The 19,374-nt window shown below is 44.7% G+C and carries 22 protein-coding genes; 21 read left to right on the top strand and 1 reads right to left on the bottom strand.

The annotated features are described in order from the left end of the window. Positions 1–90 precede the first annotated feature (90 nt). From spoIIAA to K7399_RS05695, 18 genes are all read left to right on the top strand, one after another. Complete coding sequence (spoIIAA, locus tag K7399_RS05780; protein WP_010027231.1) at positions 91–441, top strand: anti-sigma F factor antagonist; 351 nt, start codon at positions 91–93, stop codon at positions 439–441. Next, on the top strand, positions 442–882 hold the full coding sequence (gene spoIIAB, locus K7399_RS05775; RefSeq protein WP_010027230.1) for an anti-sigma F factor: 441 nt from the start codon (positions 442–444) through the stop codon (positions 880–882). A 12-nt stretch (positions 883–894) separates the two neighbouring features. After that, positions 895–1,653, top strand: a complete 759-nt coding sequence (sigF, locus tag K7399_RS05770) for an RNA polymerase sporulation sigma factor SigF (protein WP_028976275.1) — start codon at positions 895–897, stop codon at positions 1,651–1,653. A 138-nt stretch (positions 1,654–1,791) separates the two neighbouring features. Beyond that, positions 1,792–2,241, top strand: coding sequence for a stage V sporulation protein AC (gene spoVAC / locus K7399_RS05765; protein WP_028976276.1), 450 nt, complete (start codon positions 1,792–1,794; stop codon positions 2,239–2,241). Between the two features lie 14 nt (positions 2,242–2,255). After that, positions 2,256–3,269, top strand: coding sequence for a stage V sporulation protein AD (gene spoVAD, locus K7399_RS05760; RefSeq protein WP_028976277.1), 1,014 nt, complete (start codon positions 2,256–2,258; stop codon positions 3,267–3,269). Positions 3,270–3,271: 2 nt separating this feature from the next. Then, positions 3,272–3,622, top strand: a complete 351-nt coding sequence (spoVAE, locus tag K7399_RS05755; protein WP_028976278.1) for a stage V sporulation protein AE — start codon at positions 3,272–3,274, stop codon at positions 3,620–3,622. 28 nt (positions 3,623–3,650) lie between these two features. Beyond that, positions 3,651–5,138, top strand: a complete 1,488-nt coding sequence (locus tag K7399_RS05750) for a spore germination protein (RefSeq protein ID WP_037563009.1) — start codon at positions 3,651–3,653, stop codon at positions 5,136–5,138. A 129-nt stretch (positions 5,139–5,267) separates the two neighbouring features. Continuing rightward, on the top strand, positions 5,268–6,596 hold the full coding sequence (gene lysA, locus K7399_RS05745; RefSeq protein ID WP_028976280.1) for a diaminopimelate decarboxylase: 1,329 nt from the start codon (positions 5,268–5,270) through the stop codon (positions 6,594–6,596). A gap of 172 nt (positions 6,597–6,768) precedes the next feature. Beyond that, entirely contained in the window at positions 6,769–7,146 is a 378-nt protein-coding gene (locus K7399_RS05740; RefSeq protein ID WP_028976281.1) for a GNAT family N-acetyltransferase, read from the top strand. A gap of 96 nt (positions 7,147–7,242) precedes the next feature. Then, on the top strand, positions 7,243–8,031 hold the full coding sequence (locus K7399_RS05735) for a segregation/condensation protein A (RefSeq protein WP_028976282.1): 789 nt from the start codon (positions 7,243–7,245) through the stop codon (positions 8,029–8,031). Further along, the gene (gene scpB, locus K7399_RS05730) at positions 7,994–8,596 is read left to right on the top strand and encodes an SMC-Scp complex subunit ScpB (RefSeq protein ID WP_037563011.1); all 603 of its coding nucleotides are present in this window, start codon (positions 7,994–7,996) and stop codon (positions 8,594–8,596) included. Before K7399_RS05735 ends, scpB begins: the two co-directional genes overlap by 38 nt. Positions 8,597–8,684: 88 nt before the next feature. After that, entirely contained in the window at positions 8,685–9,008 is a 324-nt protein-coding gene (locus tag K7399_RS05725) for a hypothetical protein (protein ID WP_028976284.1), read from the top strand. 463 nt (positions 9,009–9,471) lie between these two features. Then, on the top strand, positions 9,472–10,602 hold the full coding sequence (locus K7399_RS05720) for a serine hydrolase (protein ID WP_028976285.1): 1,131 nt from the start codon (positions 9,472–9,474) through the stop codon (positions 10,600–10,602). Continuing rightward, complete coding sequence (locus tag K7399_RS05715; RefSeq protein ID WP_028976286.1) at positions 10,599–11,186, top strand: nucleoside recognition domain-containing protein; 588 nt, start codon at positions 10,599–10,601, stop codon at positions 11,184–11,186. The genes K7399_RS05720 and K7399_RS05715 overlap by 4 nt, the downstream gene beginning before the upstream one ends. Further along, positions 11,183–11,713, top strand: coding sequence for a spore maturation protein (locus tag K7399_RS05710; protein WP_028976287.1), 531 nt, complete (start codon positions 11,183–11,185; stop codon positions 11,711–11,713). Before K7399_RS05715 ends, K7399_RS05710 begins: the two co-directional genes overlap by 4 nt. A gap of 123 nt (positions 11,714–11,836) precedes the next feature. Beyond that, positions 11,837–12,562 carry a pseudouridine synthase gene (locus tag K7399_RS05705; RefSeq protein WP_028976288.1) on the top strand — a complete coding sequence of 242 codons (726 nt, stop codon included), beginning with the start codon at positions 11,837–11,839 and terminating at the stop codon, positions 12,560–12,562. Between the two features lie 177 nt (positions 12,563–12,739). Beyond that, positions 12,740–13,462 (top strand): response regulator transcription factor, encoded by a 723-nt coding sequence (locus K7399_RS05700; RefSeq protein ID WP_028976289.1) that lies wholly within the window; start codon positions 12,740–12,742, stop codon positions 13,460–13,462. Continuing rightward, on the top strand, positions 13,459–15,249 hold the full coding sequence (locus tag K7399_RS05695; RefSeq protein ID WP_028976290.1) for an ATP-binding protein: 1,791 nt from the start codon (positions 13,459–13,461) through the stop codon (positions 15,247–15,249). The genes K7399_RS05700 and K7399_RS05695 overlap by 4 nt, the downstream gene beginning before the upstream one ends. Positions 15,250–15,634: 385 nt before the next feature. Here the strand turns inward: K7399_RS05695 and K7399_RS05690 are convergent, their stop codons facing one another. Further along, positions 15,635–15,892, bottom strand: a complete 258-nt coding sequence (locus K7399_RS05690) for a ferredoxin (protein ID WP_028976291.1) — start codon at positions 15,890–15,892, stop codon at positions 15,635–15,637. 274 nt (positions 15,893–16,166) lie between these two features. Between K7399_RS05690 and K7399_RS05685 the strand changes: the two genes are divergently transcribed. The 3 genes from K7399_RS05685 to K7399_RS05675 are packed head-to-tail and all read left to right on the top strand — an operon-like array spanning position 16,167 to position 19,334. Next, positions 16,167–17,246 carry a YpbB family protein gene (locus K7399_RS05685; RefSeq protein ID WP_028976292.1) on the top strand — a complete coding sequence of 360 codons (1,080 nt, stop codon included), beginning with the start codon at positions 16,167–16,169 and terminating at the stop codon, positions 17,244–17,246. Next, positions 17,236–18,771 carry a RecQ family ATP-dependent DNA helicase gene (locus tag K7399_RS05680; protein WP_028976293.1) on the top strand — a complete coding sequence of 512 codons (1,536 nt, stop codon included), beginning with the start codon at positions 17,236–17,238 and terminating at the stop codon, positions 18,769–18,771. The genes K7399_RS05685 and K7399_RS05680 overlap by 11 nt, the downstream gene beginning before the upstream one ends. Continuing rightward, positions 18,717–19,334, top strand: a complete 618-nt coding sequence (locus K7399_RS05675; protein WP_128166742.1) for a CPBP family intramembrane glutamic endopeptidase — start codon at positions 18,717–18,719, stop codon at positions 19,332–19,334. Before K7399_RS05680 ends, K7399_RS05675 begins: the two co-directional genes overlap by 55 nt. Positions 19,335–19,374 lie beyond the last annotated feature (40 nt).

Below are 19,374 nucleotides of genomic sequence, written 5' to 3'. Positions count from 1 at the left end.
AGGCAGGAGTATGCGAGAAGAAGAGAGAACTGAATATATAAATAAATGGGTCGTCCGTTCGTTGGACGGTTCATGGAGGGAGGAGCAGCATTGAGTCTGAAAACCGAGTTAGAAGTGAAGTATGGGGTGCTGTGTATCCGGCTTGAAGGTGAGCTTGATCATCATACTGCTGATGAATTGAGGGAAAAGGTCAACCGTGTTATGGATGAGCAAATGGTGCAGCATATCTTGTTAAATCTAGGAAATCTCACATTTATGGATAGTTCAGGTCTAGGCGTTATTCTTGGACGATACAAACGTATTTCAGGACTTGGCGGAGAAATGGTTGTCTGCTCGATTTCACCAGCCGTGCGCCGGCTTTTCGAACTAAGCGGTATGTTTAAAATTCTCCGACTTGAAACTGATGAAGACTATGCACTTCACACTCTGGGGGTGGCCTGAATGAGAAACAAGATGTCGCTAACCTTTTCGGCTGTCAGTGAGAATGAGTCTTTTGCACGTGTCACCGTTGCGGCATTCGTCGCGCAGCTCGATCCAACGCTTGATGAACTAACGGAGATTAAAACCGTGATCTCTGAAGCAGTTACGAATTGTATCATTCATGGTTATGGAAACAGCGGTGTTGGTGATGTTACGATAAAAGCCGTTCTTGAGGACGGCAATGTGACGGTATCGGTGCATGATGACGGTGTTGGGATTAACGATGTAGAGAAGGCGAAACAGCCGCTCTACACGACAAAGCCTGAATTGGAACGCTCAGGAATGGGCTTTACAATTATGGAAAACTTTATGGATCATGTCACGGTTGAGACTGAGGAAGGCAAAGGAACCACGATCATCATGACCAAGGAAATTGCCCAAAATCGAGCGGTATGCAAATAGGGAGACATGCAAATGGAGCTTGATCGAAAAACGGCATCTAAGGAACCGTTGCTTGATGATGGTGAAGTGAAGAAGCTGATTAAACAAAGTCAGGCGGGAGATCATGATGCACGCGACCGGCTGGTTCAGAAGAATATGAGGCTGGTCTGGTCGGTTGTTCAGCGTTTTATCAACCGCGGTTATGAGCCAGATGATCTGTTTCAGATCGGCTGTATTGGTTTGCTGAAGTCGGTTGATAAATTCGATCTTTCTTATGACGTTCGTTTTTCTACTTACGCGGTACCGATGATCATCGGAGAAATTCAGCGTTTTATTCGTGATGATGGGGCCGTTAAAGTCAGCCGGTCTTTAAAGGAAACCGGAATCAAGGTGCGAAAAAAGAAGGACGAGTTATCGAAACGATTCGGGAGAAATCCAACAATTAGCGAATTAGCTGAGGCATTGGAACTGTCTCCCGAAGATGTGGTGCTTTCTCAAGAAGCAATCCGTGCTCCGTCATCAATCCATGAAACGGTTTTCGAAAACGATGGAGATCCAATTACCATTCTGGATCAGATTTCAGACACGGAGAGCGGAAAATGGTTTGATCAAATGATCGTCCGGGAAGCTGTCGAACAATTGAATGAGCGTGAGAAACTGATCGTGTATCTTCGTTATTTTAAAGATCAGACACAAACAGAGGTTGCGCAGCGACTTGGTATCTCGCAGGTTCAAGTCTCACGTCTTGAAAAAAAAATACTCGAAGAAATCAAAAGCCAGATGGCCGAATAACGGTTATCCGGCTTTTTTCGTTTTTCACTTTGCCACGCCGTTTAACTTCTCCAATCCACGAATTCTCACACTTGAGCATAATTTAAACCACTTGGCAGATACTAAGAATCAGTACGATTCGGAAGGGAGTATCTGCTTATGCTTAATGATCCCAAAAATTATAAAGAAAACGTCAAAGCGTATCAGCCGAAGGTGCCTTACTTTATGAATTGTTTCAAAGCATTTTTGGTTGGCGGCTTCATCTGTTTGATTGGTCAAGGTGTGCAAACATTTTATATGCATGTCTTTCATTTTTCAAAACAAGCTGCAGGAAATCCTACGGTAGCCACGCTGATTCTGGCTTCAGCACTGCTGACTGGCTTTGGTATATACGACAAGATTGCTAATTTTGCTGGAGCGGGAACCATTGTTCCGGTGACTGGATTTGCAAATTCGATTACAAGCAGTGCGCTGGAACATAAAAATGAGGGTATCGTTCTTGGAATAGCAACGAACTTGTTTCAACTGGCCGGTGAAGTCATTGTGTTCGGGGTTGTGTCTGCAGCAGTATTAGGCATAATTCGTCTGTTTATTGAACATTTATTCTGAGGAGGCGTGAGCGCTTGAGTAAAGTTAGAAAGCAAACTTGGCGATTCGATCAACCGATTTATTTGGGAGCGACGGGTACGGTCGTAGGGCCTCTAGAAGCGAGGGGGCCATTATCCGCAAGTTTTGATAAATGTTATGAACATCTTAATTGCGGCCAAAAATCGTGGACAGAAGCCGAACGTGCTTTACTCCGACGATCGATCTCGTTTTGTTTGGCAAAAGCCGGAAAAGCAGAGGGAGACATCGATCTTTTTCTCGCAGGCGACTTAATGGATCAAACCGTGACGTCAAATTTCATTGCCCGAGAGAGCCGAATTCCGTTTCTCGGCATGTTTGGTGCCTGTTCAACCTCAATGGAAACATTGGCAACCGGAGCAATGCTGGTTGACAGTGGCTTTGCGGACAACGTGCTCTGTGCCGTCAGCAGCCATAATGCAACCGCCGAAAGGCAATTTCGCTATCCAACGGAATACGGTGGCCCGACAAAACTGACCCAAACGTTTACAGTGACGGGAGCGGGCGCTGCGCTGCTAACCAAAGAACCTGGAAAAGTGAAAGTTAAGGAAGCAACGATTGGAAGAGTCATCGACTGGGGAATTAATGATGCGGCTAATTTGGGAACGGCGATGGCTCCTGCTGCAGCGGATACAATATGGACCCATTTTCAGGATACAGGCAGAACACCTGACGATTATGATCTCGTTGTTACCGGTGACCTATCAGCTGTTGGTTCGCCGATTTTAGATGAGATTCTTTTAGAAAAGGGTCTAGATATCAGTTCCGTTCACCAGGATTGTGGAACGATGATTTATACGTCTGATCAACCGGTAAGTGCAGGAGGAAGCGGCTGCGCCTGTTCCGCAGTCGTGACCTATGGTTATTTATTCAACAGATTGGCGGAGGGTTCATTGAAGCGCGTTTTAGTGGTCGCGACCGGGGCGCTGCTTAATAGTTCGACCCCGAAGGAGAAAGATACCATCCCGTGTATCGCACATGCCGTGCTTTTGGAATCAGCTAAGGAGGGTTAAAAATGATCTTTATCTATGCTTTTCTCGTCGGTGGGGGAATTTGTGTTGTCGGACAATTGCTTATGGATGTGTTCAAATTGACGCCTGCACATGTTGTTGCCAGCTTTGTGGTTTTAGGTGCGGCTTTGGATGTCTTTGGTATCTACGATCATCTTATTGAGTTCGCTGGGGCCGGTGCGACCGTTCCAATAACAAGTTTCGGTCATTCTTTGCTTCACGGCGCGATGGCGGAAGGCCATGAGCACGGTTATCTAGGTATTGCAATGGGCATTTTTAAATTGACTTCAGCAGGGATTACTTCTGCAATTCTCTTCGGATTTATTGTTGCTCTGATTTTTAAACCGAAGGGATGAGTCTGTGCTGGATGGAGGATTCAGGAGAATGGAAAAACAAGCAGCCAAACCAATAAGCAAAGCAATCACAGATAATGCGGATCAAATGCAGCAGATTCTTGACATCGGTCCCCATAATTTTGATGTAGGGATGCGTGAAATCAGGATACTTGGCAGAGATTGCCGAATATACTATACCAACAGTCTGGTGGACTCGAGCATCCTTGTCGTTATGATGCGGGAATTCATGCGTTTTCCGAATAAAAATGAGAAAAATGTAAATGTATTTGAAGAGATCAAACAGCATTTAGTACATCAGCAGGTTGAAGAAGTCACAACACTTAATGACTCGATCGATAAAATGCTGACAGGGCGCATCGTTATTTTTATTGATGGCGAATCAACAGGCTTGTGCATTGATCTTCGGCACTATCCAGGACGAACGCCGCAAGAACCGGATGTAGAAAAAGTTGTGCGCGGTTCTAAGGATGGATTTACAGAAAATATTATTGAAAATTCAGGTCTAATTCGAAGGCGTATCCGTGATCCTCGCTTTCGTTGTGAAATTTCACAGATCGGTGTCCGTTCAAAAACGGATGTCTGCATTTGTTTCTTGAAGGATGTGGCCAATCCAGGATTAATCAAAACAATTCGCAAAGAATTAAAAGCGATTGATGTTGATGGAATCCCGATGGCTGATAATGCTATTGAAGAATTTATCTTAAAGCAGGGATGGAACCCTTTCCCGCTTGTCCGCTATACGGGACGACCGGATGTCGCGGCTGCTCATCTTCTTGAAGGGCATGTCGTCCTTGTTTCGGATACATCGCCAAGTGTCATGATTTTGCCGACAACGCTTTTTCACCATGTTCAGCACGCGGAGGAATACCGACAAGTCACCGCTTCAGGAGCGCTGCTGCGCTGGTTTCGTTTTATGGCGATTCTTGCTTCCATTTTTCTTGTGCCATTATGGCTGCTTCTTGTAACGAATCATCTGTTGCCGGATTTTCTTAATTTCATTGGGCCGAATGATAAGGATTATAATATTCCCTTGATCCTTCAGATTCTGATTGCAGAAGTGGGGATTGAAACGCTTCGACTTGCCGCGATTCACACGCCTACTGCACTGTCGACAGCACTCGGACTTATTGCAGCGGTTTTGATTGGGCAGATTGCAATTGAAGCAGGGATATTTGTTCCCGAAGTCATTTTGTATACGTCGGCAGCCTCCATCGGCGGTTTTGCGACCCCAAGTTACGAGCTTCAGTTAGCAAACAAAATGGTAAGAATCCTATTAATCTTGGCGGTTGGTTTATTTCATGTCCCTGGATTTATGTTTGCTTCAACCTTATTCATCATTTACTTGGCGCAGGTTCGCAATATGAATACCCCATATCTGTGGCCGTTCATCCCGTTTAATCCAACCGGTCTCTTTAATATCGTCATTCGCCGTGCTTTGCCAACTTCGGTTATCCGTCCGAGCATTGTACGTCCTGTGGATAAATACCGCCAGCCTGCGAAAAGCAAGACGAAGTAAACCTTGTCTTGAGCAGTTAATCATGATAAACTATCACTAAAATTTTGTACGTATTTTTCAAGAGATCAGGCGGGGAAAAGGGTGCGCTTTTTACATACGGTAGCGGACGCTTTGTCTAGAATGGGGAGGATTGCCGTGTTCGGCACACAGGAAATTAATCGCGACGGCCACCTTTACATTGGCGGTATTGATACGAAAGATTTGGCAAGAGAGTTTGGTACGCCGCTGTATGTTTATGATACAGCGTTAATTAAAGACAAAATTAATCAATTTAAAAAGGCGTTTGATAAACACGAAGGGATTACCTGGCAAATTGCTTATGCAAGCAAGGCTTTTTCCACTCTTGCTATGATCCAATTGGTGAATGAACAGGGCTTGTCGCTTGACGTTGTCTCCGGAGGCGAATTGTTTACGGCTCTCAAAGCAGGAATGGATCCTAAACGGATTCATTTTCATGGGAACAATAAGTCTGAGTCAGAACTTGCGATGGCCTTGGATGCACGAATCGGAGCCGTTATTGTCGATAATCGCGATGAGCTGGAGCTACTTGAACGCATGTGCGCCGAGCGCGATCAACAAATAGCTATTTTGCTTCGTGTGACGCCGGGCATTGAGGCGCATACTCATGAATTTATCATGACCGGCCAAGACGATTCGAAATTTGGATTCAACTTGGCCAATGGAATGGCGCAGCAGGCTGTGCAGCAAGCGCTGCAAGCAGCACATCTTCAATTAATCGGTATCCATGCCCATATCGGTTCTCAGATTTTCGAAACGGATGGCTTCACTGGTGCCATTCGTGTCATGCTCAAGCACGTGAATAAGTGGACACGAGAATTGGGTTTTGCACTTAACGTGCTAAATGTCGGTGGCGGCTTCGGAATTTGCTACACAGAAAAGGATCGTCCGCTGCCCATTACTTCCTACATTGATGCCATTGTTGAAACAGCAGAAGAGGAGTGTGCGCGTTATCGATTACCACTGCCTGCACTTTGGATTGAACCGGGACGTTCGATTGTCGGAGAAGCAGGAACATCGCTGTATACCGTCGGGGCTGCGAAAACGATCCCGGGTATACGCAATTATTTGTCTGTTGACGGCGGGATGGCCGATAATATTCGTCCGTCGCTTTATCAAGCAGAGTATCAAGCGATTTGCGCAAATCGGGCGCTTGAACCGAAAACAAACAAGGTTGCGATTGCCGGAAAGTGTTGTGAGTCCGGCGATATTCTAATTAAAGAACTCATGCTTCCTGAAACTTGCAGCACCGGTGACTTACTTGCCGTGTTTTCAACAGGCGCATATGGCTATTCAATGGCCAGTCACTACAATCGCATTGCTAATCCTGCCGTTGTGTTTGTTGAAAACGGTGAAGCAGCACTCGTAGTCAGACGTGAAAGCTACGAAGATTTGATTCGTTACGATGTACCGTTAAAGAACCTTTCTCCAAATATTTAATGAACAGATGCGCTTTATCACGAGTTAAACTCGGAAGGTTCAAACGTCCATTTTATCGTTACATCAGGTGAAAAGATGCACAGCCTGATTGTTTTGGGTATAATATAAATCGTGTGCTTGGTTTCTTAGCAATGAAAAGATTATGTTATCTCATAGTTATGAGGGGTTCAACATGCTGATTCGCTATAAAAAGAGTTACGAGAAGATAGCCATGGGTCTGCTGTCTTTTATCCCGTCTGAAAAAGAGATAAAGCTGCTTTTGCAAACCGTACAAAAGTACGAAGAGGACGAAAGCTGGCAGCTGTTTTTATGGAAAGATGATGAAGATATACTGGGTGTGGTCGGGGTTCACTTGACTTCGGAGCACGAAGCGGTAATCGAGCATATTAGTGTCAATCCTTCCTACCGAGCGGAAGGGGTCGGCAAGCAGATGATTTTGGCATTGAGGCAGTTTATTGGCGAGCATGTTCATCTGGCTCCGTCTCAAGCCATTAAGTCCTACTTCAACAAATGTTTTCAAGAAGGTGAGGAAAAAGAAACCAATTCCTGATATGGTTTCTTTTTTTTGCTCGTCCGTAGGATCAAACGATTCATCACTTAAGATCAGGAAATGCTGGAAAAAAAGATGAAATCAGGGGGATAAAGCTTGGAATACAAAGTGAAAATCGATGCTTTTGAAGGTCCTCTTGATTTACTTCTGCATCTGATAAAAAAACTGGAAATTGATATTTATGATATACCGGTTGCTGAAATCACCGACCAATATTTAGATTTTATTCACCATATGCAAAAGCTTGAATTGAATATTGCCAGCGAATATCTGCTTATGGCAGCAACACTTATTGCGATGAAGAGCAAAATGCTCTTACCAAAAACAGAGCTTCAATCCGTGAATGATGATGACAGCTATGAAGATCCAGAGATGACGCGTGAAGCATTGATGCAGCAGCTGCTTGATTACCGTCAATATAAAGAAGCGGCTGAAGCGCTAAAGGAAAATGAGCAGGGTCGAATGCAGCTTTACTCAAAACCGCCGTCGGATTTGACTGCGTACGAGAACAATGATCTGACGTCTATTCCAGTTTCCGGAAGAGCAACGGTTCATGACATGTTGCATGCATTCAGGCGGCTTATGTTAAAGAATAAATTGGAAAAACCATTAAATACAAAAATTGATCGTCAAGTTTTACCGATTGGACAGCAGATGAATTTGGTGATGAACAAGTTAGTGTCCGCCAAGCATCCCTTATCTTTTCAGTCACTTTTCTCCTATCCGGATCGGACACATCTCATTGTGACGTTTCTTGCCCTGCTGGAACTAATGAAACTGAATGCGATTCACTGCATGCAGAATGAAAATTTTGATGATATCATGATCAATCTTGGAGAAGGAGCAGATGATTTTGAAACGGGAGAAAATTCATTCGATTATTGAGGGACTACTCTATATAACAGGAGAAGACGGCGTACAAGTCGAACAAATACATAGGGTGCTTCCAGAATGTACGAGAGATGAAATTAGTGACATTGTAGAGCGGATGAAAGAAAATTATCAAACAAATGAATCAAGCGGATTAATGATTACGGATCTTCCTAATGGCTACCGTCTGACAACCAAACCGTTCATGAAAGACTATGCGAAACAATTTGCAGCTATTCCAAAAACAGCGCCGCTGTCTCAGGCAGCTTTGGAGACGGTAGCTATTATTGCATACAAGCAACCGGTTTCGCGTATCGATATAGAAGAAATTCGTGGCGTAAAGTCTGAACGAGCACTTCAAACGCTCGTTGTGAAGGGACTCATTAAAGAAGTTGGACGCGCTGAAGGAAGCGGTCGAGCAATCTTATATGGTGTTACCCCTTTATTTCTCGACTATTTTGGACTCCATGACTTAAGTGAACTTCCTCCGCTTGCCGAAATGATGAAGCAACAGAATGAACAAGTTGATACCTATGATCTATTCTATGACCAGTACAAAGAAACCGTAAAAGACCTGTAATCATTCTTGTTTTCACTGATTCAAACTTGAGCCAAGTACAGCACCTTGTCGTATAAGCTGCAGCAGCAGCTAACAGGAGGAGATTTCCGTGTTTGAACAGCTAAAAAACTACTGGAAAAATTTTGCTGAAGAATATCGTCAGCAGGTGATTGCTTTCGGTCTAAGTATGCCCCTTTTTATCGCGATACCGGCACTGCTTACCGTATTGATGGTGCATGGCGCTTTCCTCACCAAAGTGTTTCTTTTTTTGATTTTACTGGCTTTTTTTGCTGTTTTTGTCCTAATCCCAATCATACTCCTTATGAGTGCATCCTTTGGGTCAAAGCGATTTCAACTTTATTGGATCATCGTTCAAACAGTCTTTTTCGTCTTTTGGATCATTCTGTTTCAAATCGCTCATTTCTATTTCTGACAGGATAAGAAAGTGTAGGATTTTGCCCCGTCTTCAAACCAATAGACGAATGTCTTGATCGAGAATCAAACCGGAGGTACTCTGGCGCCTGCGGGATCGCGCTTAGTTGATGCGTGCCAACGAGACCCCGCAGATTTCTGTTTGTCTGAGGAGGCTCGCGGTGCGCCCGCGTCAAGCGAGCAACCGGAGCGGTGATTCAGCACGGATAAGACACGAGTCCATCACACATGGTTGGAAATTAAGGACCGGGCGTATTTTGCCCGGTATTTCTTTTGGAAATCCATTCATATTCTGCTTGTCCTCGCATACCGTTCTTATAAAGGGTGTCCAAACAGTCCGGGTACAAGTACCTCACATGTCGTGAATCATCTTATCAGCTCCTATGAAAATGATGATCCCGGATATACTTTACCCTAAACGTGTCTGCTAAAGATTAGGACAGGGGATGGAATCTGTGGGAGTCATGCTAAAAAGAGCGTTCCTGTTTTTTCTGTGTTTCAGCATAGTTTTTTCAATTTTTCCACGAACTTCAAAGGCTTCGGCAATGCATGTTTCTGCGCAATCCGCTGTACTGATGGATCAGTCGTCCGGACGCGTATTATTTCAACAAAATAGTAAGGAGAAATTGCCCATTGCCAGCATTACGAAGGTCATGACTGCCATTCTAGCGATTGAGTCAGGTAAAATGAACAGAACTTTTACTACCAGTCAGGAAGCGTTGCGCACCGAAGGATCGTCGATTTACTTAAAAGTGGGCGAAAGAATGAAGCTTCGAGATCTCGTATACGGGTTGATGCTGCGTTCGGGAAATGATGCTTCACGGGCAATCGCTGAAGCAGTGGCCGGCAGTGAGCACGGTTTTGTACTGTTGATGAACGAAAAAGCACGCGAACTTGGTATGACCGATTCACACTTTACCAATCCTAATGGACTTGAGCATCCGAAGCATTACTCAACGGCTTATGATATGGCGTTGATGATGCGTTACGCGATGGGGAATGCAACGTTTCGCGAAGTGACGGGAACAAAACTGCACCGGGTACCTGAAACCAATAAAGAAGCAGCGCGCGTTTGGAAGAATAAAAATAAAATGTTGTCTTTATATAAATACGCGACTGGCGGAAAAACCGGATTTACTAAAGTAGCACACCGAACGCTTATTTCAACTGCCTCGAAGAATGATCTGAATCTCGTTGCTGTAACGCTCAATGACGGCGATGACTGGAAGGATCATCAAACAATGTTTGACTGGGCATTTGATCGTTTTACACCGATTGAAGTGGTTAAAAAAGGCAAAATAAGGGCAAAGGTTCATAAATTTTATAAGCATCATATCTATGCGGAGCGCTCTCTGGTGCTGCCGCTTACCAATGATGAAAAAAGAAAGATTCAAAAACGGCTCGTACTCATTAAACCGAGAAATGTGAAAAATTGGGAGCCAGATTCGCCTGCCGGCCGGTTAAGCTTATTTCTGGGACGGACAGAGCTCGCATCGCTTCCAATTTACTATAAGCAGGCAAAGAAAAAAGAAACTCATTTTTGGTCACGTTTTAGCGGCTTGTTTCAATCGATCTTGACGGGGACAAACCGATGATTAATTTAATTTGGGTTGCGCTTTTTTTAATCGGCATGGGTTACGCTGCGGTAAACGGTACGATGGATGACGTCAACAAGGTATTGTTCTCTTCAGCGAGTGACGCCGTGCAGATTTGTTTTGGACTTGTCAGCATTCTCATCTTTTGGCTGGGCTTGATGAAAATTGCAGAGAAATCCGGCTTGCTGGACAAACTAAGCAATCTGTTTAAACCGGTGATGAAAAGAATCTTTCCTGAGGTTCCTCCGGATCATCCGGCAATGGGCTATATTTTATCGAATACAATCGCCAATATGTTCGGATTGGGTAATGCGGCAACCCCAATGGGTATTAAAGCGATGGAAGAATTGAAAAAACTTAGCGGAGGCAAAGCAACGCCGAGCCGATCAATGATCACATTGCTTGCCCTGAATACTTCAGGACTGACGCTGGTACCGACGACGGTCATTGCAATCAGGATGCAGAGCGGTGCCCATTCACCGACGGACATTGTCGGTCCAACCTTGCTGGCAACACTTTGTACAACTGCTGCAGCACTTCTTATTGACCGTTACTTCTATCATCGCAGGAGGCGAAAAAAATGAGTCTGATTACAACATTCTCAACATGGCTGGTTCCATGTCTGATCGCTGTTGTTTTGCTTTATGGGACGCTCAAAAAAGTACCTTCTTATGATGCATTTGTTGAAGGCGGAAAAGAGGGATTTTCACTGGCCATCTCTGTGATGCCCTTTTTGGTCGGCATGCTGGTTGCGATCAGTGTCTTTCGCGCGTCTGGCGCAATGGATGCGCTAATCCACTTCATTCGTCCGCTGATGTCGGCAATCGGCATGCCGTCTCAAGTGCTGCCGCTTGCTTTAATGCGTCCATTATCCGGAACCGGCGCTCTCGGATTGATGACTGATCTGGTCAAGACTTACGGTCCCGATTCCTTTGTTGGACGCCTTGCCTCCGTCATGCAAGGCAGCACCGATACGACTTTCTATGTTGTTACGGTCTACTTTGGTGCCGTAGGGATCCATCGAATCGGGGACGCATTAAAGGTTGGACTGCTTGCTGATCTTGTCGGTGTAATCAGTGCCGTTTGCATCGTTACTTGGGCTTTTGGGTGACCCATTTGCATGCGCTATCTACGATGAAGAACGAAAGTGAGCGGAGTGTGTCAAAACCATGAATAAAAAATGAAACTTGAGAAAACAGAGTTGCCGCGTTATGATATCTGTTGAGGTGGAAGAATGGAACGTTTACAAAAAGTGATCGCGCGTGCCGGCATTGCTTCGAGACGCAAAGCGGAACAATTAATCCTTGATGGCAAAGTAGCGGTTAACGGTAAAGTGACGGATACGTTAGGCTCAAAGGTCTCTGCAACTGATCGAGTAACTGTTGACGGTGTCCCGCTTGATAAAGAAAAACTTGTGTACTACCTTTTTTATAAACCGGTTGGTGTGATTTCAAGTGTGAAAGATGATCGTGGACGTCGAACGGTTGTTGATTTCTTTAAGCAAGTTCCGGAACGCATCTTCCCGGTCGGCCGGCTCGACTACGACACGTCGGGGGCACTGCTCTTGACCAATGACGGGGCACTTGCGAATCGGTTAATGCACCCCAGTTACAAATTTAATAAAACATACATAGCTGAAGTTCGTCCGGCCCCAACAGCCGAGCAACTGAGCCAACTGGCTAATGGCATTCGTTTGGAGGATGGAATGACAGCAAAGGCACGCGTGAGGCTGCTTTCCTCGAACCAAGAAAAACGAACAGCTTCTGTCCAGCTAACGATTCATGAAGGCAGAAATCGTCAAATCAGAAGGATGTTCTCAGCACTTCATTTACATGTGTGCAAACTGAAAAGAGAACGCTACGGATTTCTCGACTTGAAAGGATTGCATCCGGGCGAGGCTCGTGAACTGACCGTTTCTGAGGTCAAAACACTCGCGCGTGAAACCGACACTCAGAAATAATACTGTATTTTTTAAAGAAATTGTTTAAAATAAGACATAGGTTTGACACAATTGCAGGAAATGTCGATGTATGACAGATTTTTTGCTTAACCATGCTGGAAAATCAGGGATCGCGTTAAAGCTAAAAAAATCGAATACAGAGAGATAGAGGCGCTGCTTGGAAAAGGGAGGATCTGGATGAAAGAGAAAACGGCATCTATTTTGGTTGTTGATGATGAAGAAAGAATACGTAAGCTGTTGAAAATGTATTTGGAACGTGAGCAATATAGGATTGATGAGGCTGAAGACGGTTCGATTGCTTTACAAATGGCATTGGAGAAAGATTATGATTTAATCTTGCTTGATTTGATGCTTCCAGGAATGGATGGCGAGACCGTTTGTGAGAAACTTCGTGAGTCAAAGGCAACGCCTGTAATCATGCTGACAGCGAAAGGTGAAGAAGCAAATCGTGTCCAAGGTTTTGAAGTCGGTACGGATGACTACATCGTTAAGCCGTTTAGTCCACGCGAAGTTGTTCTTCGCGTTAAGGCATTGTTGCGGCGTTCTTCTAAAACGAAGTTTTTAGAAACGGAAACAACAACAAAAAATGTTATTGTCTTTCCGCATCTGACTATTGATCATGATGCGCACCGTGTCAAAGTTGATCAGCATGAGGTTAGCCTGACGCCAAAAGAATATGAACTGCTCTATTACTTAGCGCAAAATCCGGATAAAGTTTTCTCAAGAGAACAGCTTTTGAAGGACGTATGGAACTATGAATTCTTCGGTGATTTGCGAACTGTGGATACACATGTCAAACGACTGCGCGAAAAACTTAACAAGGTTTCGGAAGAAGCAGCAGAGATGATTGTTACCGTTTGGGGCGTCGGCTATAAGATTGAAGCAGACTCTGCAACATGATTTGGCGGAGTATGATTGGCAAGCTATGGGCAACCATCATTGCTATTGTTACGATTGTTTTGTTGTTTCTTACGTTGTTTCTGCTTCAATTTTTTCAGAATAATAATATTCAGCAAGCGGAACAGCAAATGGAGAAAATTGGCTGGAAATCCGCTGAATTAGTTGTACATCCTCAAGGACGAACAATGAATGAGACCTTGAGAACAGTAAATGATTTGGCGGACGTATATAATGCGGGGTATGTTCTGATTTTGCGGGATCAGGAGTGGCGCAGCGCCTCTAAATCCGTTACTTTCGGATTGCATCGCGCATTCTTCGAACAGGATGCAACGTTAAAACAAGCACTTACCGGGCGAAAACCGGTCAAAAAAATCGGGATGTTCCAGGTATCTGAGAGGCATTCAAGCAAACGACTGCTTGTTGTAGGCGTTCCGGTGCGCAATGAATCGGGAACATACGGCGCGGTTTATATGGTGCAGTCCATACAGATTGCGCAAAATGCGATTGATCAGTCAAAGAAGCTTATTTTTATTGCAGCGGGCTTTTCAATTTTATTAACAACGTTTTTCGCATTCTTTTTATCAACGCGAATCGGTTCCCCGCTGAGAAAAATGAGGAAAGCTGCACGTCAAGTTGCTCTTGGCAACTTTGATATTAAAGTCCCGGTCGTAACGCGTGATGAAGTTGGCGATTTAGCGGTAGCTTTTAATCATATGCGCGAAAAATTGAAGGAAAATATGAATGCTTTACGTCAGGAAAAGGAGCAGCTCGCCGGTATTCTTCAGAACATGGCCGACGGCGTACTTCTTATGGATACAAAAGCTCAGATTGTTGCCGCCAATCCGCCTGCTGCGCACTTTATCTACTCATGGAACTATGAGCACAAAAGTATTCGATCGCATGCAGAGACGCCGGATCCGTTGAAAAGGCTGTTTCATAAAGGCGCTGAAAAAAATGAGCAGCAGACACTCGAACTCGAGGTGCAGGGACGGATCTGGGTCGTAATCTTGCGTCCGTTGTATGATCAGGAAAAAGTGCGCGGGTCTGTGGCTGTGCTGCGCGATATGACAGAGGAGCGCCATAACGATCAGATGATTCGCAGCTTTGTCGCGAATGTTAGTCATGAGTTAAGAACGCCGATTGCGATGATGCAGGGCTATAGTGAAGCAATCATTGATGATATTGCAGAGAGTGTTCAAGACAAAAAGGACATGGCGCAAATTATTGTTGATGAATCAAAACGAATGGGGCGTCTTGTCAATGAACTATTAGATCTCGCTAAACTAGAGGCCGGCCACTTTCAATTGGATCGTCGCGAGGTTGCACTAGACGACTTTTTTAAACATAACATTACAAAATTCAGTAAATTAGCTGCTGATACAAAAATTAGGATTCAATCGGACCTAGAGGGTATCGATAAAACCAAGTTCTTTATGGATCCGGATCGTGTGGAACAGGTCATGACCAATTTGATTGATAATGCGATCCGACATACACGAGAAGGCGGAGCAGTCACCGTCAAAGCGCGGATTGAGATGGATCGTCTTCATGTATGGATTACCGACTCAGGCGTCGGGATTGCCAAAGAGGATATTCCGTTTGTTTTTGAACGTTTTTATAAAGCAGACAAGGCAAGAACACGCGGCAAAACGGGTACGGGTCTTGGCCTGGCCATTGCGAAACATATCGTCGAAGCGCATGGCGGCGAGATTACGGTTAACAGTATTAAGGGCGAAGGAACAACCTTTCAATTTACCTTAAAAAAGACGTTGCCTGTTCAATCATAAATCGACAAAGCTTGTCTCTTATTTCACGGTTTTGGATTTATCGATCGGTACACTTTCTTTTGACAGCGTTTAAAGATGAAAAATCGCAGTTGCGCGTCTTTTATGCGTTCCTTTAAAGCATGTTTGCTCTGCAAGCCTATTTTATAAGACTAGAAACACTCGCGCTCTCTCAAGCGGGTAGTTCTTTAGTCATAAAAGCTGCAGAGAATCATAGCAGAGTACAGGGGCGTTAACTTTATCACGGTTTGACCCTAAGAGAGATTGGGATATTCTGAACAAGTGGAGCAGAGCAACGTCACCAGTGAATGAAAAAAGCTGAGGGTGTCTCAAAAGTCAATTGACTTTTGGGACGCCCTCAGCTTCACGTTACCTCTTTTATTTCTGGTCAGATGCCAACCGTATGATTTGGCTTGCCGTGAAACGGCTGATCTGAAACACAGATCGATTCGGTTGGGCAGCCTTCATAGGCATCAACCAAGTCGTCGATCAGCTCATCAGGAACGGCGGTGTCTCCCTTATTGAGATCAAGCATTGAAAAAGCAATGCCTTCCTCATCGTAATCATATAAATCAGGTGCTGATGCTGCACATGCACCGCACGCAATACATGTTTCTTTATCTACAATTGTAAATTTCTCAGCCATAGTCATTTCCTTTCTGTCACTCGTCGATTAATTCGGTTCATTGACTTTTATTTTAAAGAAGCGGCTTAATCTTTTCAATAGAGTTATGGACACAACCGTGACTATTTGTCGAAATCAGCGCATAAAAAAGGTAAAATAAAAGGAGCAGGATACAGAATGTAATCGATGAGCATGAAGGTCATCAAACCGTAGGGACGTACGGCCGCTCGCTCATGCGGCTGGACGATCCACAGAACGATTGTTTCCTTAACTGTGTATGAGAGGGGGATGCTAATTGTATCAGGATGTGCTCTTGCTCTATTTAATCCAAAAGTTCTGCGGTGAACGCACATGTTCAGGAATCTACCACCTGCTAAAAGGGAAAAAGTCTTCACAGAGTGTTCAGGACAGCTATTTATTTCATGTTGCACCTTTCTTTCATTCATGTTCTGAACTGAGTCGCAGCTACTTTGATACACGGATCGGACATCTGCAGCGCGCACAGTTGATTAGGTCTATCGATGCTAATTGCACGCGATTTGTGCTTACGGAAAATGGCGTAAAGCAGCTCGATGTTTTTCCGAAAAGCAGGTTGATTCCTGATGGGCTACAAATTATCGATCAAATCAATGAAGAAGGTCGCTTTTGGCTGAAACTACAATTGCTTGTGCAGACGGTATCTGCATTGTGCCAAGGCCAGTCAACCTTCTTACCTGTTGTCCGCCAGCCGGAAATCAGCGAGCATGTACGCAAGCTTATTCTATCCGGTCTGCCAACGCGCGATCAGCTCGGTCGTATTGTTTTTAATGAATTATATCAGCTTTTTTTAACAATGCCCGATGGCGAAGCAAACAGTTTGTCTGCGCTTTTGAGTGGATGGAAGGCGTCTGGTCTTACACTGGACCAAATGGCAGAAGTGAGTGGGAAAGATACGCTAGAATGCAGTATACTTTTTAAATCGGCGTTGAGGCGTATGATGCACCTGTTCGTAGAATCCCCCGATCAGTTTCCTTTCCTTTCACGACTGCTTATCGGCAGACAAAGCAGCCTTTCAAAAACCGCTGAAACAACGCGAAAGCTGCTTCAAACCGGATTAACGCTGCACGACATCGCAAATGAACGTCATTTGGCAGTGAGTACAATCGAAGATCATCTCGTTGAATTGACCTTGAAGAAGGTTAATCACTGGTTGCCCGATTATCTTTCCGCAGCGTGTGAGCAGCGAATTATGAACGTGGCCGGTCTTCTAAAAACGCGTCAATTGAAACCGATCAAAAATCATCTCGGCGAGCATGTGTCGTATTTTCAAATCCGCTTAGCATTAGCCAAAAATGCAGTATCAGGAAGAAAAGTGGTGCGTACCAATGAACAGTAACCAACGGTTTTTAAAGCAAGCGCAAACAATCCTGAAGAAGCAATTCGGTCATGAACAGTTTCGTCCCGGCCAGGAGGAAATTATTCTCAATGTACTGAATGGAAAAGATGTTTTTGCAATGATGCCGACCGGAAGCGGAAAATCGCTTTGCTATCAGATTCCCGGTTATCTTTTACAGGGAACCGTGCTGATCATCTCGCCACTTTTGTCGCTAATGGAAGATCAAGTGCATGCGTTACGATTAACGGGGGAAAAAAATGTCCGCACTTTGAATGGATTGATGCATCCGCTTGAACGGTCACGCGTGCTTCGGAATCTGCGTTCGCTGCGATTCTTGTATCTTTCGCCAGAGATGCTGCGCGCTCCAGCGGTAATGAAAGCACTGTCAAAAATAACAATTGCTTTGTTTGTTGTCGATGAGGCGCACTGCGTCTCTCAGTGGGGGCATGACTTTCGTCCGGATTATATGCATTTGGCCGACATTAGAGCACAACTCGGTCAGCCCCCTTGTCTCGCAGTTACCGCAACAGCAGATGAACACGTCAGACATGATGTGGTTCGCTCGCTCAATTTAACTCATCCCGCTCAAATAATCATGAGTGTTGACCGAAAGAATATTGCAATAATCGTCCAGAAGACTGCAAATCAGGAGGAAAAAACAGAACGGCTCTTTCATTTGCTGGAAAAGGCGCCCTATCCGGGCATTATTTATTGTGCCAGTCGTGACTGGACAGAACGTCTGGCAGAACAGGCGAAGCAGAAACTAGGGCTTCGAACAGCTTTCTATCACGGTGGAATGGCTTCCATTGACCGACGAAAAATACAAAATCAGTTTCTCGATAATCAGATTGATCTCCTGTGCTGCACGAATGCATTTGGAATGGGGATAAATAAGCCGGACATTCGCTTAATCGTTCATTTTCATTTTCCATCCTCCATGAATGCCTACTTGCAGGAAATTGGCCGTGCATCGCGCGACGGCAAGCAAGGGCTTGCTGTTCTCTTTTACACAAAAAGTGATGAACAATTGCCGGAGGGGTTTATTGACGGAAACTTTCCGAGCGATGAAACGCTCCGCCGCGTACTCCTTCAGCTGGATCAAGGCACTCGATCCCTTGCGGATAAAAATGAATTCATGAATGTTCTGATGGAGGAGGGGGTTTCAGAAACAGCCGCACGTTTTCTGTTTGAACACGCTTCCGAAAAGCCGATGCAGCAAACCTATTCTTCGCTGCTTGACCCGTGCCGTATGCGGATTAAAGAACGTGTGGCCGTACAGGTCAATGATCTCTCGATTATGAAAAACTATTTGGAGACCTCTTCCTGCAGGCGAAGGTTTTATTTACAGGTATACCATGAAAAGTTGCAAGAAAAACCGGCCTATTGTTGTGACCGTTGCAGGATCCCTCTTAGTGAGCTGATGCAAAAGATACCAAAGAAGAAACGCACAGAACCGTTGCGGTTAATGGATTGGAAGCAGAAATTAGCGGCGCTGTTTCAAGAAAGCGAGCGATCGCCACTTTGAATAAATCAAATCGTACACTGGGAAATCCAGAAATAAGAAAAGCGCTCTTTGCATCGCAAGGCACGTTGATTCTCATTTCGGCAGTGTTAATTCTCGTGCTCGATGGCACAAGCTCTCTAAGCAAATGGTATCACTTTCACATCATTCATATGCTTCAAGGCGCGGGTACTGGACTGCTCTTTGTTCTGCTACAAGCTGCAGCTGAGCAGTGGCTGCCCAATCACTGGATTAATGACGGAGGGATAAATAAACAGCTTATACAAGCATTTCGACTGCCGGAACTGATCGTCGTCATGCTGGGTGTTGCATGGATTGAAGAAACGTTATTTCGCGGAATCTTGCAATCGCTCATCGGATTTTGGGCAGCCAATACAATTTTTGCATTGATTCATTTTCGTTACCTTAAACGACCGGTTTTATTAGTCTTTATTATTGGCGCTAGTTTCATTTTGGGCGGACTTCGCGAAGTATCCGGTGGATTGATTGCCCCAATCCTCGCACATTTTTTTATCAACAGCTTGCCGGTATTGCTTGAGAAAATGAACAACAACAGGAGTACATAAAGAGATCGAACATGAACGCGTCCTATTTTCACCACATCCT

This window comes from Sporolactobacillus terrae (genome assembly GCF_019930545.1).
In the GTDB taxonomy this organism is placed as follows: Bacteria; Bacillota; Bacilli; order Bacillales; family Sporolactobacillaceae; genus Sporolactobacillus; species Sporolactobacillus terrae.
The sequence above is the reverse complement of the archived record's forward strand: the minus strand, read 5'-3'. Positions and strand labels throughout refer to the sequence as shown.

What these genes read in the sequence shown, in the direction of transcription:
- spoIIAB (WP_010027230.1), top strand. Translation starts at nt 442, where the DNA reads ATGAGAAACAAGATGTCGCTAACCTTTTCGGCTGTCAGTGAGAATGAG.
- sigF (WP_028976275.1), top strand. Translation starts at nt 895, where the DNA reads ATGGAGCTTGATCGAAAAACGGCATCTAAGGAACCGTTGCTTGATGAT.
- spoVAC (WP_028976276.1), top strand. Translation starts at nt 1,792, where the DNA reads ATGCTTAATGATCCCAAAAATTATAAAGAAAACGTCAAAGCGTATCAG.
- spoVAE (WP_028976278.1), top strand. Translation starts at nt 3,272, where the DNA reads ATGATCTTTATCTATGCTTTTCTCGTCGGTGGGGGAATTTGTGTTGTC.
- K7399_RS05750 (WP_037563009.1), top strand. Translation starts at nt 3,651, where the DNA reads ATGGAAAAACAAGCAGCCAAACCAATAAGCAAAGCAATCACAGATAAT.
- K7399_RS05740 (WP_028976281.1), top strand. Translation starts at nt 6,769, where the DNA reads ATGCTGATTCGCTATAAAAAGAGTTACGAGAAGATAGCCATGGGTCTG.
- scpB (WP_037563011.1), top strand. Translation starts at nt 7,994, where the DNA reads ATGATTTTGAAACGGGAGAAAATTCATTCGATTATTGAGGGACTACTC.
- K7399_RS05720 (WP_028976285.1), top strand. Translation starts at nt 9,472, where the DNA reads ATGCTAAAAAGAGCGTTCCTGTTTTTTCTGTGTTTCAGCATAGTTTTT.
- K7399_RS05715 (WP_028976286.1), top strand. Translation starts at nt 10,599, where the DNA reads ATGATTAATTTAATTTGGGTTGCGCTTTTTTTAATCGGCATGGGTTAC.
- K7399_RS05710 (WP_028976287.1), top strand. Translation starts at nt 11,183, where the DNA reads ATGAGTCTGATTACAACATTCTCAACATGGCTGGTTCCATGTCTGATC.
- K7399_RS05705 (WP_028976288.1), top strand. Translation starts at nt 11,837, where the DNA reads ATGGAACGTTTACAAAAAGTGATCGCGCGTGCCGGCATTGCTTCGAGA.
- K7399_RS05700 (WP_028976289.1), top strand. Translation starts at nt 12,740, where the DNA reads ATGAAAGAGAAAACGGCATCTATTTTGGTTGTTGATGATGAAGAAAGA.
- K7399_RS05695 (WP_028976290.1), top strand. Translation starts at nt 13,459, where the DNA reads ATGATTTGGCGGAGTATGATTGGCAAGCTATGGGCAACCATCATTGCT.
- K7399_RS05690 (WP_028976291.1), bottom strand. Translation starts at nt 15,892, where the DNA reads ATGGCTGAGAAATTTACAATTGTAGATAAAGAAACATGTATTGCGTGC.
- K7399_RS05680 (WP_028976293.1), top strand. Translation starts at nt 17,236, where the DNA reads ATGAACAGTAACCAACGGTTTTTAAAGCAAGCGCAAACAATCCTGAAG.